The 14,102-nt window shown below is 40.7% G+C and carries 11 protein-coding genes; 7 read left to right on the forward strand and 4 right to left on the reverse strand.

Annotated features, from left to right (window positions below; genetic code table 11):
* The first annotated feature begins 223 nt into the window (after positions 1-223).
* The 7 genes from IMPJCBKJ_RS15665 to IMPJCBKJ_RS15695 all read left to right on the forward strand — a co-directional run bounded on the left by IMPJCBKJ_RS15665 (position 224) and on the right by IMPJCBKJ_RS15695 (position 10,249).
* Positions 224-1,918: a cyanophycinase gene (locus IMPJCBKJ_RS15665; protein ID WP_166340947.1), complete on the forward strand. Its 1,695-nt coding sequence runs from the start codon at positions 224-226 to the stop codon at positions 1,916-1,918.
* Positions 1,919-2,005: 87 nt separating this feature from the next.
* A complete protein-coding gene (locus IMPJCBKJ_RS15670) occupies positions 2,006-2,419 on the forward strand; it encodes a hypothetical protein (RefSeq protein WP_166340949.1) in 414 nt (137 codons plus the stop codon).
* 71 nt (positions 2,420-2,490) lie between these two features.
* Positions 2,491-3,579 carry an ATP-dependent 6-phosphofructokinase gene (locus tag IMPJCBKJ_RS15675; RefSeq protein ID WP_166340951.1) on the forward strand — a complete coding sequence of 363 codons (1,089 nt, stop codon included), beginning with the start codon at positions 2,491-2,493 and terminating at the stop codon, positions 3,577-3,579.
* A 213-nt stretch (positions 3,580-3,792) separates the two neighbouring features.
* A complete protein-coding gene (locus IMPJCBKJ_RS15680) occupies positions 3,793-4,956 on the forward strand; it encodes an efflux RND transporter periplasmic adaptor subunit (RefSeq protein WP_062565506.1) in 1,164 nt (387 codons plus the stop codon).
* Between the two features lie 12 nt (positions 4,957-4,968).
* The gene (locus IMPJCBKJ_RS15685; RefSeq protein ID WP_166340953.1) at positions 4,969-8,100 is read left to right on the forward strand and encodes an efflux RND transporter permease subunit; all 3,132 of its coding nucleotides are present in this window, start codon (positions 4,969-4,971) and stop codon (positions 8,098-8,100) included.
* Positions 8,100-9,503, forward strand: coding sequence for an efflux transporter outer membrane subunit (locus IMPJCBKJ_RS15690; protein ID WP_166340955.1), 1,404 nt, complete (start codon positions 8,100-8,102; stop codon positions 9,501-9,503). The genes IMPJCBKJ_RS15685 and IMPJCBKJ_RS15690 overlap by 1 nt, the downstream gene beginning before the upstream one ends.
* Positions 9,504-9,631: 128 nt before the next feature.
* Positions 9,632-10,249: a TetR/AcrR family transcriptional regulator gene (locus tag IMPJCBKJ_RS15695; protein WP_166340957.1), complete on the forward strand. Its 618-nt coding sequence runs from the start codon at positions 9,632-9,634 to the stop codon at positions 10,247-10,249.
* Between the two features lie 126 nt (positions 10,250-10,375).
* Here the strand turns inward: IMPJCBKJ_RS15695 and IMPJCBKJ_RS15700 are convergent, their stop codons facing one another.
* From IMPJCBKJ_RS15700 to IMPJCBKJ_RS15715, 4 genes are read right to left on the reverse strand one after another with little or no spacing between them, the layout of a single operon-like run.
* Positions 10,376-10,885, reverse strand: a complete 510-nt coding sequence (locus tag IMPJCBKJ_RS15700) for a hypothetical protein (protein WP_166340959.1) — start codon at positions 10,883-10,885, stop codon at positions 10,376-10,378.
* Between the two features lie 9 nt (positions 10,886-10,894).
* Positions 10,895-11,887: a tetratricopeptide repeat protein gene (locus IMPJCBKJ_RS15705; protein WP_166340961.1), complete on the reverse strand. Its 993-nt coding sequence runs from the start codon at positions 11,885-11,887 to the stop codon at positions 10,895-10,897.
* 39 nt (positions 11,888-11,926) lie between these two features.
* The gene (locus IMPJCBKJ_RS15710) at positions 11,927-12,439 is read right to left on the reverse strand and encodes an Ig-like domain-containing protein (protein ID WP_138617319.1); all 513 of its coding nucleotides are present in this window, start codon (positions 12,437-12,439) and stop codon (positions 11,927-11,929) included.
* A 14-nt stretch (positions 12,440-12,453) separates the two neighbouring features.
* Complete coding sequence (locus IMPJCBKJ_RS15715) at positions 12,454-14,046, reverse strand: DUF4331 domain-containing protein (protein ID WP_054552181.1); 1,593 nt, start codon at positions 14,044-14,046, stop codon at positions 12,454-12,456.
* Between the last annotated feature and the right edge of the window lie 56 nt (positions 14,047-14,102).

Raw genomic sequence — 14,102 nt, forward strand, 5'->3', positions numbered from 1 at the left:
TGTGGCTACTCGTCAAACCACTCCGAAAGGTAGTGTGGAGAGTAGAAATATGTGCACAGCGATAATGCGTTTTTCAACATAATTCCAATCCGTAAGGTCTTTTGACAAAGCTAGCGATACAGTGCTAGCTTACTCGCGTTTTTAAATGTTCCTTTTTTTTATAGCAAGCAACAAAAAGCTGCGCAAGCAATTTTCTAATATTTTTTTACAAGAGTGTAACAATATGAACATCCTTAAGGAGCAAAAGACTAAATATCAAACTTCAGCTTTTTCTTTGGTATTTAGTTTGTTTTTCGCATCATTTGGCAGCAAAGTCTATGCAAATGATCAACAGCAAACGTTGGTTTTAATTGGCGGATCTTTGACCACCTGCTCAAGTATGAGCCCTAAAAATTGTCTTTCGAATAAACAGATTAGTGGTAAACAGAATAATCAATATCGATTAAATAATGATGCTTTATCTGCAATAAAGACAAATTGGCCAACCAAGAACAAAAAAAATCGTCAGCAAACGCTTAAGGTATTAGCACAGATTGCACGTCAAAAGTCAGGTGTGATCACCAAAAGTGATATTTTATGGGCTTGGCGCGATTTAGATAACAAGTTACTAAACGAGCTTACTGATTCAGAATACAACTTTGTCATAGACTCACTTGAAGTGGCTGTATCAAATACAGATTCGACCCGCCAAAAAGAGTTGGTAAGTACAAGCGATAATAACGAACGTGCAGCCAATGATATTTTAGACTTTGTTGCTGCTTCATTAAAAACAACCACCGAATCACCAACAATTTTAGCGGTTACTGCATCAAGCAGAGATCCATATGAATCAGCTGACTTTTATGAAGGGTTATTAAACTTTACTGGTGTTGAATCAAGCTGGTTACCTCTAACACCCGCCTTAGCAATTGCGATTACTAGTAAGCAATGTGAGAGTTTGGAATCTTTACGTATAGAGTCTATGGGCGTTTTTAATCGTGAGACTATTTACCCTGATAGAACTAAGGCCGAAAAAGCGCTTTGTGATAAAGGGGTCGATCATTTAGTTAAGCTGATTAAAAACGCGACGGGTATTATGTTTAACGGTGGCGATCAGAGTTTAACCAGAAAAGTACTGTTTGATGATAACGGTAAGCAATATCCTTGGACTCAGGCAATTTTACAAAGACCATTACTTGTTGGCACAAGCGCAGGTACAGCGGTGCAAAGTGGTGGTAAAAATGCCTATGGCACAGTGCCGATGATTTCAAATGGTACAAGTTTAGCGGCAATGAGAGAAGGCTCGTTTGCGGTATCACCGCCAAGTGAGCGCTGTGAAAATGAATGCGGTGATAAGCTTTCGGCTGATAGTCTTACCTATGAAAAACAAGGTGGGCTTGGCAGCTTTACTTATGGTGTTCTTGATACACACTTTAGCGAGCGCAACAGAACAATGCGTTTGGCAAGATTACTGGCAGATACCGGGCAACAGCATGGTTTTGGCATTGATGAGACCACCGCCCTTGTATCAATTCGAGCTGGTGAAACTGCACTAATGACGGTGATTGGTAAAAGCGGTGTCGTGCATGTTAAATCTAACGCTAAAAATAACGGAGCAATCAGTTATTGGCCTGCTGGTGCAGTTATTGATGTAACAAAGGATGGTTTTACTCTAGCTAAACGAACTGTTGATAATGCACTCCCTAGTATTAAAATTCCGCCACTGCCGATGCAGCGTTTTGGCACTATATTTTCAGATGCTAAATTACGTTCGCTTGTACAAGCTATGTGCTTAACACAAGAGCAACAAGCAGTCGCTCAGCATGATGAGTTTTTATTGGATTTAAATGCCACTGACAATACTCATTATTACCGTGTAAACACCAGTAGTACAGGCTGTGCGGTAGAAAACCTAGCCTTTAAAGTTAAGACATTTTAAGGGTGTAAGGTACTGAAAAAGTAGTGGATTATTTGTTCATTATTAGTTAGCGTAAGACTAATAATGAACAAACCATGGAATGGGGTTATGAAATATAACGTACTACTTTTATTTATTTTTGGCTGTTTATTTGCCTATTTATCTATACCAGTCATAGGTTATGGCTCGGCGATTGCGATTCCAACCGAAGTACTTTCAGCCCTTTATGACTTGTCACCTAACTTTGCTTTATCAATGGTTGATATCGTTACTTTAGGCCTTCCTTTGTTAGCGTTACTTTTAGTATTTTTACTCATTAGTAAGTCCCTGTACCTTAGAGATAAAGCGTATTCATACTTTATATTGCTGACACCATTTTTAGCGCTGCATTTATATTTTGCTGTTAACAGCTTTTCTGCAAATATTGATAAAACCACTTTACTGACTAGTCTGCCTAAGTATGTATTACTAGTGCTTTTTGTTGCGCTTTTTTCTACTCATAAGAAACCGAACTTTAGTTGATGTAAGTCATACGCGAAAGTTCAACATATAAGCTAATCTGTAATTAATCAGTGAACGAAGTTGATAACACAATGAAAAAATTACTGCTATTAACAAGTGGGGGTGATTGCCCTGGGCTTAATGGGGTGATCAGAGCGGTGGTTAAAGCAGCCGAACATGATGGCAATTGGCAGGTGTATGGTAGCCGAAGAGCTTACTGTGGTGTGCTTGAAAAGCCAAATGATATTATACACTTAACTAGTGAAGTGGTGGCGGGTATTCATGTTCGTGGTGGAACAATTCTCGAAACTGTTAATAAAGGGAATCCAACCGCTTTTCCTGCTGAAATAGCAGGCGAACAAGTGTTTATTGACCGCTCTGATGAGTTAATCAGTATTATTAAGCAACTTGGGTTTGATGCCGTTATAAATATTGGTGGTGATGGTTCGCATAGGGTATCTCAGCATTTATTTGAGCATGGCTTAAATATCGTAGGCGTACCAAAAACCATTGATAATGATTTATATGGCACTGATTACACAATTGGTTTTCAGACTGCTGTCGACACAGCTACCGCAGCCATTGATCGATTAATACCAACAGCGCAAAGTCATAATCGGGTGATTGTAACAGAAGTAATGGGGCGCGATGCAGGCTGGATTTGTTTGCATTCAGCCATTGCAGCTGGCGCAGAAGTCGCACTTATTCCAGAAATTCCTTACGATATTGAAGCGATTAAAGCCAAACTAACATCACGTTTTGATAAAGGCCACGGATTTGCCAATATTGTCATTTCAGAAGGAGCTAAACCTGTTGCTGGTGGTGTTGTTAGTAAACAATCAAATGAACTCGGTTACGAAAACCCTGTACTAGGTGGTATTGCTGAGCAGCTTGCTTCACAAATACGTGTAGCGCTTGACCTTGATGTAAGAGTAACCGTATTAGGGCATATTCAACGTGGTGGCACACCTAATGCGTTTGATAGGGTGCTTGCAGCAGAGTTTGGGGTGCAAGCATTCGAACTTGTTAAGAGAGGCCAGTTTGGTTTTATTCCTGTCAGTAAAGACGGTGAAATTAAACCAATTAGTTTAAAAGAAGCAACTTCTGAATATCGTGTCATCCCTCTAGAACATCCTTTAATAACAAGTGCCCGCGCAATGGGCATGTGTTTAGGCGAATAATCTGCGAATTGATATAACTTCAATTCGCATAACTAATAGTTTTAAAACAACTTTCTCAGTTACGTTCGTAATAATTCAATGCGCAATTTATGTATTGCACAAAATTCATGCGTTAAAGCAAGCATTTTATTTAATGTAAAGTTCTTTAAAGATGGTTGATCTGTGCCTTTTTTGGTTTAGAATGATCGTTCACTCTAAACTAAGGAACTACACATGCAGCGCTCTCGCATTCCATTTTTTGCAGTGTCAGCTTTGGCTGGTGCTGTTTTATTATCAGGCTGCGGCCAATCAGAATCGGCTCAAGGGCAAACGCAGGCAGCGCAAGCTGTTCCTGTTGGCGTTATTGAGATGCAAAGCAAACCACTTACGCTAACTAAAGAATTGCCAGGTCGTGTGGCTGCTTCACGTATTGCGCAAATTCGTCCGCAGGTTAACGGTATTATTCAATCACGTATGTTCGTTGAAGGTGCTGAGGTTGAAAAAGGCCAAGCTTTATATCAGATTGACCCATCCACATTTGAAGCTGAAGTAGCAACTAGTAAAGCCGCTATTACTAAAGCTCAAGCCAGTATTGCTAATGCCAAGGCAAAAGCAGAACGCTATAAAGAGCTATTAAGTATCAAAGCTGTAAGCCAACAAGATTACGACGAAGCTGATGCAGCATACAAAGGTGCAAAAGCTGATTTACTAACGGCTCAAGCGCAGCTTAAAACCGCTGAAATCAATTTAAACTACAGCAAAGTGTTAGCGCCAATTAGTGGCCAAATTGGTAAATCAGATGTTACTGCCGGTGCCCTTGTGAGTGCTAATCAAGCAACAGCATTAGCAACCATTACTCAATTAGACCCAATTTATGTTGATTTAACCCAATCAAGCAGTGAACTAACACGTTTGAAAAAAGCCATTGCTGCGGGTGAGCTTGATAAAGATGCCGCTTTACATTCAAAAGTTGAATTAAAGATGGAAGACGGTAGTACTTATCAACATAAAGGTACATTGCAATTCTCTGAAGTGACTGTTGATCCAAGCACAGGCTCAGTAACCTTACGTGCTGAATTTCCTAACCCTGAAAAATTACTGCTGCCTGGTATGTATGTTCGTGCAGTGATTGTTGAAGGTGTTAAAAGTGATGCGATTTTAGCACCACAGCGTGGCGTAAGCAGAAACACCAAAGGTGAACCTACTGCCATGGTTGTAAGTAAAGACAATACCGTAGAAGCACGTGTGCTTAAAACTGATCGTACTGTTGGCTCAAATTGGTTAGTGACAGACGGCCTAAACAGTGGCGATAAGTTAATTGTTGAAGGTTTACAGAAAATCCGCCCAGGTGCACCAGTCAATGCAATGCCTGCAGAATCAGCAGCTAACAGCCAGTAACGGAGAAACTTAATGTCACGATTTTTTATTGATCGGCCCATATTTGCATGGGTGCTTGCTATCGTTGTGATGCTGGCAGGTATCTTAGCAATTAGAAGTTTGCCGGTTGCGCAGTATCCATCAATTGCACCACCTGCAATTAGTATTCAAGCCACATACCCTGGTGCGTCGGCCCGTACTCTAGAAGATACGGTTACACAGGTTATTGAACAAAAAATGAAAGGGCTAGATGGCTTGCTCTACATGTCTTCAACCTCTGAGTCTAACGGCTCAGCGACGTTAACCTTAACCTTTAGTGCAGATACAGACCCTGATATCGCACAGGTTCAAGTACAAAACAAATTGTCGCTTGCAACACCGTTATTACCAGAAGAAGTACAGCGTCAAGGTGTATCGGTTGCAAAATCGGCTCGTAACTTCTTAATGGTTGTAGGCTTTGTATCTGAAGACGGTAGTATGAACAACATCGATATCGGTGATTATGTTTCATCAAACGTGCTTGATATTATTTCGCGTGTAAACGGTGTCGGTGAAGTACAGCTGTTTGGTTCTCAATATGCAATGCGTATTTGGTTAGACCCAGCTAAATTACTGAAGTACTCATTAACTCCTGCTGATATTAGTGCTGCAATCAGTGCTCAAAATGCGCAGGTTTCAGCAGGTCAACTAGGTGCATTGCCAGCGGTGAGTGGCCAGCAATTAAATGCAACGGTGACTGCACAAAGCCGCTTACAAACGCCTGAGCAATTTAGAAATATTTTTGTAAAAACCAATGCTGATGGTTCAGTTGTTCGTTTAAGTGACGTTGCTGATGTTGAATTAGGTGGTGAAAACTACGGTGTTGTTGCGCGTTTTAACGGCAAACCGGCATCAGGTTTAGGTGTTAAGCTTGCCAGTGGTGCTAATGCACTTGATACAGCAGATGGCGTAAAAGCCGCTCTTGCTGAACTTGAGCCTTTCTTCCCTGAAAGTTTAACAACGGTTGTTCCTTACGATACGACGCCATTCGTATCACTTTCAATTGAGAAAGTAGTAAGCACTCTAATCGAAGCTGTTGTGCTGGTGTTCTTGGTCATGTACTTATTCTTACAGAACTTCAGAGCAACACTTATTCCGACTATTGCAGTACCTGTTGTATTGCTTGGTACGTTTGCTATCTTGCAAGTGTTTGGCTTCTCAATTAATACCCTAACCATGTTTGCGATGGTACTTGCAATCGGTCTACTGGTAGATGATGCAATCGTCGTCGTTGAAAACGTTGAACGTGTAATGACAGAAGAGAACTTATCTCCTCTTGAGGCTACACGTAAATCAATGGATGAAATCAAAGGTGCCCTTGTTGGTATTGCGATGGTGCTCTCGGCAGTATTCGTGCCTATGGCGTTCTTCCCAGGCTCAACAGGGGTTATTTATCGCCAGTTCTCAATTACTTTGGTAACTGCGATGAGTTTATCAGTGTTGGTTGCATTGATTTTAACGCCCGCTTTGTGTGCGACAATGCTAAAACCAAGTCATGTACATAACGATAAATCTTTATTTGGTCGTTTCTTCCTTGGCTTTAATCGTGGTTTTGACAGAACGAACTCGGGTACACAAGGTTTTGTGTCTCGCATGATCAAGCACAGTAAACGCTACTTACTTATTTATGGTTTAATCGTGGGTGGCATGGTGTTTATTTTCTCACAATTACCATCGGCATTCTTACCAGATGAAGACCAAGGTATTTTGTTTAACCAAGTCAGCTTACCTGCCGGTGCGACAACAGAGCAAACGTTAAAAGTTGTTGAAAAGATGGAACATCACTTCTTAGAAGAACAATCAGAAGCGGTTAAATCTATCTTTACGGTAACAGGCTTTAGCTTTGCAGGTTCTGGTCAAAACGCGGCAATCGGCTTTGTGGGTTTAAAACACTGGGATGAGCGTCAGCGTCCTGATCTAACCGTCGGTGCGGTTGCAGGTAAAGCCATGGGGTACTTCTCAACGATTAAAGAAGCGTTCGTATTTGCTTTCCCACCTCCAGCGGTTGTTGAGCTTGGTACTGCAAACGGTTTCACCTTGTTCTTACAAGATAGGGTTGGTCTAGGTCACGAAAAACTACTTGAAGCACGCAACATGTTTTTAGGTATGGCTGCACAAAACCCGGTGTTATCAGGTGTGCGCCCGAATGGCCAAGAAGATAAGCCAGAGCTTGAGCTTGATATTGATTTAGCAAAAGCCGAAGCATTAGGCCTAACGCAAGCAGATATCAATAATACGTTATCAACGGCTTGGGGTAGTAGCTATGTAAATGACTTTATTGACCGTGGTCGTGTGAAAAAAGTGTACTTACAAGGTACGCCAGAATCACGCATGGTGCCAGAAGACCTAGATGAGTGGTATGTACGTAACAATAATGGTGACATGGTGCCATTTACTGCCTTTGCTCATTCTTATTGGACTTATGGCTCACCGCGTCTTGAGCGTTATAACGGCTTCTCAGCGATGGAAATCCAAGGTGCTGCTGCACCGGGTTACAGTACGGGTCAAGCGATGGCTGAAGTTGAGAAAATGGTTAAGAAGTTACCACCGGGTGTATCGTTCGAATGGACAGGTATTTCATATGAAGAACGTTTAAGTGGTGGACAAGCGCCATTACTTTATGCACTTTCATTATTGGTTGTATTCCTATGTTTAGCGGCGTTATATGAGAGCTGGTCAGTTCCTGCAGCGGTTATGCTCATTGTACCGCTTGGTGTATTTGGTGCGTCGATTGCGTCATTTGTATTTAATTTATCAAACGATATTTATCTACAAGTGGGTCTATTAACCACCATAGGTTTGGCATCAAAAAATGCCATCTTAATTGTAGAGTTTGCTATTCATAAAATGGATGAAGGTATGAAACTTGTCGATGCCGCGGTAGCAGCTATTCGCCTTCGTTTACGTCCAATCTTTATGACATCAATGGCATTTGTGTGTGGTGTACTACCACTGGCAATTGCATCAAGTGCAGGCTCAGGTGCACAAAACGCACTCGGTATTGCTGTTATTGGCGGTACGCTTGCGTCATCGACCATTGTGGTAATCTTTGTGCCGCTGTTCTTTGTACTGGTGCGCCGAGTATTCCCAGGCAAAACAAAATCAACTAATGAGGAGCAGGCATAATGAAAGCTAAACTTATCTCAGTGTCTGTTGCTGCACTTATGTTATCTGCCTGTAATATGGCGCCAGATATGGAGCAACGTGAATTACCTGTTGCTCAAAACTATGATATCCAAGGTACAGCGGGCGATATAAATGCGCTCAATTGGCAGTCATTTTTCAGTAATGCGCAACTTCAACAGTTGATTGCGCTAACGCTTGAAAACAACAAAGATATTAAAACTGCTGCACTGAATGTGCAGCAGGTTAGAGCAATGTATCAGATTGAAGATTCTGCACTTTACCCAAGCATTGATCTCAATGCATCGGGTACTCGTCAGCGTCTTCCAGCAGATTTATCTGGTACTGGTCAAGCTACTATCTCTGAAAACTATTCAGCAACTGTAGGCCTAACCGCTTATGAGATTGATCTTTGGGGCAAAGTCCGCAACCAATCAGAGCAAGCTTTGCAAAACCTGTATTCTGCAGAATACAGTTTAACCAGTGTACGCATTAGTTTGATTTCTGAATTAGTGAATGCATGGCTTAACTATGCGACTGACAAAGAGCTATTGGCTTTAGCAAACGAGACTTTAAAGTCTCAGCAGGAGTCTTTAGAGCTAACCCGTAAAACATTTGCTCTAGGTGCTGCCTCTCAGTTAACGCTATCGCAACTTGAAAGCACAGTAGCAACCGCGAAAGTTGATATCGCAAACTATCAGCGTTTATTAAAGCGCGATAAAAATGCCCTCGACTTTTTAGTGGGTAAAACCGTGACTGCGGATTTATTACCATCACAAAATATTGATGATGTACTGAGTTTACCGGATGTGCCAGTAGGGTTACCGTCAGAGCTTCTTACTCAGCGACCTGATATCAAAGCTGCAGAGCATGATTTATTGGCAGCCAATGCAAATATTGGTGTGGCAAAAGCGGCATTCTATCCAAGCATCAGTTTAACCGCGAATGCGGGTACAGCTTCTGCTGACTTGAGTAATCTTTTTGATTCAGGTTCAGGTACTTGGAGTTTTGTACCTTCAGTAAACTTGCCTATTTTTAATATGGGTCGCAATCAAGCTAATCTCGATGTTGCAAAAGCACAGCAAGAAATGGCAATAACCAGTTACGAGCAAACCATTCAACAGGCATTTAAAGAAGTCTCTGATGCCCTTGCTGACCGTGAAGGTTATATGCACCAGCTAGATGCCCTGAATGATTTGTACCAAAGTAATGAGCTATCTTTTACTTTATCGGATGCGCGTTTTCAAAAAGGCGCAGACAGCTACTTGCAAGTATTGGATGCACAACGAAATTGGTACAGTGCAGGACAACAGTTAATTTTGGGTAAGCAAGCGTATTTGGCGAGCCAAATTAATTTGTATAAAGCACTGGGCGGCGGCTGGAATGCACAAAATACTGTGCAATAAATCAGCAAAAGCATAATTTATTTAAGGTTTTGCAGGATCTTAGTTGTTTTGACTCTCCTCTAAGATTAAGATCCTGTAAACCTTATTTAAATTAAAGTTAACCATAGTCAGTAAAGCTTGGAGAAACCATGACGCAAAAAACAAAAAGACACAATGACCCTGCGCTTGCCGAGGCAAGACGTAATCAAGTGCTTTGTGCCGCGGCAGATTGTTTTCGACGTAAAGGCTATCATGGCGCGGGAATGGCGGAAATCTCGAAGACTGCGGGTATGAGTGCTGGCCATATCTATAATTACTTCGCCAGTAAAGAAGCAATTATAGAATCGATTGTTGAACGTGATATGGAAGAAATGTTCTCAATCTTTAAGGAGTTTGCTGATAAACCCGGCGATCGTGTCACTGTTCTGCTAGATGGTCTTGACCGAGGCGTTGAACGCCATACCGATTTAAATCAAGGTGCGCTTGATTTAGAAATGCTTGCCGAGGCAGCACGTAATGAAAAAGTCGCTAACTTACTGCGTGAGTCAGATAGCCACGCCCGTGATTCAATGCGCGAATTATTAGTGGGTGAAAGAGGGCCGTTACAAGGAACGGCACTTGAAGAAGTGAATGCTCGTATTGAAGTGATGTTTTCTGTGATGGGGGGGCTTTTACTACGCAAAATGCTGAACCCAGATCTAGATATTAATGAATTACTTAAAGCACTTCGCCCAACAATGAAAACCTTGTTACTACCTTTTGAATAAAGCGCATCTACTAGCGCTTACTAAAGCTTTAGATAGTTACGAACTAAATTTCATGGCAATAAATCGATTTACAAAACGAAATTTTGCCTTAGTAGCATAGGGTTTTCATACCTATCAATCGACGTACTAATTAGGTAAATTGGTATCAAATGATTGATTATTTTCACTTAACGTGAACACTCTACTAAAGTTTGCAATGTCAGCAATTGCCTTGTGATTAGCATCAACTTCAAACAACGCACTGTAGTTTATGGTGAATGCTTGTGTTGTAGGGCATGTTATTTGAACAGGCACGACAATATATGATTCATTAAAATGTGAGTCGATTTTTAAATCCCCCTCATTATGCAGCTTACAGCCTATGTCATTCTGATTCACAACCAAATGTTTAGCTAAGTATTTTAAAATACTCTCTTTTTGGCTCTTGATCTCTTGCCATGTAATTACATCATTTGTGTTAATGTCAAAAGGTATAACATGTTCTAAGTCAATAACAGCAACTTGCCATTGCCCTTTTAACACTAACTGCTCGTTTTCGGTTTTTGTTAAGTTAAGATACGCTGTACTTAATTGATGGGCGTTTGTTTTAAAGCTACATGCTATTAAAAATAAAAGAGCCGCTGCTAAGATTTTCATGATAATTCCTTAATTGCTAGTGTTAGTGAGTGCTAATAGTTTTTTATCACTGTCTAATTTAGCTTGTTGCCAGTTCATTTCTGCCCAGTATTTAGCTTTTACATTATTTTTATCTAATGTTAAGTAATACAAAGCTAAATCACTGGCATGATAGGTGTCTTGACGCCGCTCTCTTAGTATCACTCGCTTTCTCATTTTTTCTTGCCATTTATCTGATTGGTTCTCAATTTTTTCAGCTTGCGCTAGGCGTAATAATATAGCGTCTTCCAAATTAGTATTTTCAGCAGTTAAACGTGCTAACGTTGATAATACTAGCTGGTGGTTTTTCTTTGCCATCTGAGCGTCAGCCCATAGAACAACTAAACTGACAGGGGCTGTTTTTAGGTCAAGGTTACTGAGGTAAGTTATCGTTTGTTCTGGATAGCCTAACCTATAGGCCATCTCGGCGAGCACATGACGCGTGTTTCTAGTCATTGACGATTCTTTTACAATGGTTTGTAAAGCTTGATAACTTTGCTCAAGTTCACCTGTTTGACTCTTAACATCGAGAGAGCAGGTAGAAATAGTTTCCAGTCCAACTAAACCAAATAATGATAAACACTGTGCAAGTGCTTGTTCAAATCGACCTTTAACCATCAGTAAATTTGCTTTTAATAAAATAGCATTCGTATGATCAGGTTTGCGTGAGATAACTTCTGAAAGAATATTAATTGCTGCTTCAAACTCATGTTCTCTTTGTAGTAAGCGAGCATAAAAATAATGTATATCGGGATCTTCGGTTAGAGTAATTTGTTTTTCTAAATAGCTTTTTAACATACCTTGATTTGTTTCTGTTTGACCAACAAATTGGCTTTTATTAAATAAGGCGGTTAGTTGTTCTTTAGTGAATTCAGTTTCTTTCGGTTTGCTTGATAAGGCTATAACATCTTTATCATTTGGTATATAAGGATCCGCATGAGTGTAAGTGCTAAAAACGAAAGCTATGTATAAAAGATATTTCATGATTGCTCCAGAAATAGCCATCCGTGGCCAAGCTAAAAACTAATTCCCGTTTAATAGATCATCAAAATTTGCCTCAGAACCTGTATTAATAAATTCTCGACCATTCAATCGAAGAGGTTCATCATTTACATCTTGAATAAATGCGGCCCGACCAAGCGTTGCAAAGTCAACTTGTAAGGTCTCTATCGTGATACTTACTGTTGCTGTTACCTGACTATTCACACCATCACTGACTGCAAATTGAAAACTATCAGAACCGACAGTCTCTAGGTTTGGCGTATAAATATAGCTACCATCCGTATTTACATTTACAGTACCTAAACTTGGCTCACTCACTAAACTAAACGTTAACGTATCGCCATCAGGGTCTGAGCCTTCGAGCATGTCGTTAATAACGGTTTCAGTCTGAGTGGTTACCATTGCATCTTCTGCGCTAGGTGCTGAATTAACGACTTCAGTATCCATATTTTTCTTACTATCACTATCGTTACAAGCGACTAGTAAGCTAGACAATACAATGAGTGTGATACTTGAGAGTTGTAATTTACACATAATGACTCTCCTGTTTATTTAGAACCAGCAATTGGGGTAGCAAGGTATGGGAAACTGCTATCCATCATGCTTGCATCAAGAGGCGCACCATCTGTGAAAGGTACATTACCAACACTTGCATCATCTGATGTACATAAACCAAGATCAGTGTCTGTGCCATTAACAGGGATCGGATAACATAAACGGCCCATTACAACACGTAATGCGATATCAACTACATCATCACCAGGGCGACGGCCATTCGGAAAGCCAGCTAAATCATCACCTGCGACACCAAATGCTGATTGTTCATTTTGAGGTGTTGCGGCAATTGCTGTGTTTAAGCGCAGCATTTCAGATGGCGTTACTGTAGCAAGTTGATTTACACCAGGGAAACCCGTTAAAAATGCGGTGACTAAATCATTTCGTGGGAAGTTAGTCGGTGCCAATGTTTCAATATCTGTGCCCAACGTCGTATTAACAGCGTCTTTAAAGAGAATATTTAATAATTCAGGTAAAGAAGGGTGGGTAACATAGTCGGCAAATTGACCATCATCGGCAGGTGCTGAAGTAGAAAATGTGTCTTTATCTTTAAGGCCAATTACTAATTCGTTCACTAATGGGTTACCAAGACGCGAAACCTGCGTTAAAGCACCGCCATTTACCGAAGTTTTTGCAAATGCGGCATTAGGATTTAAAATGCGTGCTTGGGGCAAACTTGCAGTTGTCCAGCTACCAATTGTGCCATTCCCTTCACCTATTACACAGGCTTTTGGTACTTCTACAGCAATTGCAGTGACATTCTTCATAGCTAAGTCATCATTATCAGCTGTTTGTGTAATCCCGCCTGGGAATCCACCACCATCGCCTGCACCTGGCGCACTATCACCTTCAACAGGGACGTAATTAACTAAATCAAATGTTTTGCCTAGATTCACAACAAATGGGTCTTTTCTTTGACCTACAAACACTTTGCCCATGCCATCACATCCAGGCAGTGCGACACTATAAACAAATTGATTTGCGTACTCTTGGTATGAAGCCATTGAAGAGAATGTCTTATTACCAATGTAATCGAGAGGTTTATAAAAATCGTTGCTGCTATTGGTGGTGTTTGTCAGCATGCTTTTTGTGCCGGAACGTTGTGAGCCAGAAATTACACTCACAGTATATGACTCACTGAAATTAACGGCAGCATTATTGCCTGCTGAAACGCCACCAACATTTTTTAGAGGAACTGCGACTGTTCTTTGATTACCTTCGGGGCCGACGGTAAGAGCAACTCCCATATTGTTGTTCGGTAACATACTTTTAAAATTAAATGCGAATGTCATATCTTCAACAGCATCACCATCGTTATCAATATGGATGCTATAAGTCGCGTCTGGATCCATCGCAAAGTAGTTTGGTCCGCCATAGGCATCTTGCAAAGGAATATAATTGGCAATAAAGGTTACGTAGTCACCTCGACCTTCTTCGTAACTATTAAAAGCATAAAAGTCAGTCGAATCTAACGTTGGAAAGCGCGTAATATTAGGGGCTTCTCGGTGGCTAGATGCTTCAGAAATAGAAGTGAATAAGGTACTACATACTGCAATAGTGATTAGAGATGGTATTACTTTGTTCATGACTTTTTCCTTAGTTGTAAAATAAGTCATTGCTAGTAACGTACTGGCAATCTTAT

Source organism: Pseudoalteromonas sp. MB47, assembly GCF_011319765.1.
GTDB classification, from domain to species: domain Bacteria; phylum Pseudomonadota; class Gammaproteobacteria; order Enterobacterales; family Alteromonadaceae; genus Pseudoalteromonas; species Pseudoalteromonas simplex.

What these genes read in the sequence shown, in the direction of transcription:
- IMPJCBKJ_RS15705 (WP_166340961.1), bottom strand. Translation starts at nt 11,887, where the DNA reads ATGAAATATCTTTTATACATAGCTTTCGTTTTTAGCACTTACACTCAT.
- IMPJCBKJ_RS15670 (WP_166340949.1), top strand. Translation starts at nt 2,006, where the DNA reads ATGAAATATAACGTACTACTTTTATTTATTTTTGGCTGTTTATTTGCC.
- IMPJCBKJ_RS15700 (WP_166340959.1), bottom strand. Translation starts at nt 10,885, where the DNA reads ATGAAAATCTTAGCAGCGGCTCTTTTATTTTTAATAGCATGTAGCTTT.
- IMPJCBKJ_RS15695 (WP_166340957.1), top strand. Translation starts at nt 9,632, where the DNA reads ATGACGCAAAAAACAAAAAGACACAATGACCCTGCGCTTGCCGAGGCA.
- IMPJCBKJ_RS15665 (WP_166340947.1), top strand. Translation starts at nt 224, where the DNA reads ATGAACATCCTTAAGGAGCAAAAGACTAAATATCAAACTTCAGCTTTT.
- IMPJCBKJ_RS15710 (WP_138617319.1), bottom strand. Translation starts at nt 12,439, where the DNA reads ATGTGTAAATTACAACTCTCAAGTATCACACTCATTGTATTGTCTAGC.
- IMPJCBKJ_RS15690 (WP_166340955.1), top strand. Translation starts at nt 8,100, where the DNA reads ATGAAAGCTAAACTTATCTCAGTGTCTGTTGCTGCACTTATGTTATCT.
- IMPJCBKJ_RS15685 (WP_166340953.1), top strand. Translation starts at nt 4,969, where the DNA reads ATGTCACGATTTTTTATTGATCGGCCCATATTTGCATGGGTGCTTGCT.
- IMPJCBKJ_RS15680 (WP_062565506.1), top strand. Translation starts at nt 3,793, where the DNA reads ATGCAGCGCTCTCGCATTCCATTTTTTGCAGTGTCAGCTTTGGCTGGT.
- IMPJCBKJ_RS15675 (WP_166340951.1), top strand. Translation starts at nt 2,491, where the DNA reads ATGAAAAAATTACTGCTATTAACAAGTGGGGGTGATTGCCCTGGGCTT.
- IMPJCBKJ_RS15715 (WP_054552181.1), bottom strand. Translation starts at nt 14,046, where the DNA reads ATGAACAAAGTAATACCATCTCTAATCACTATTGCAGTATGTAGTACC.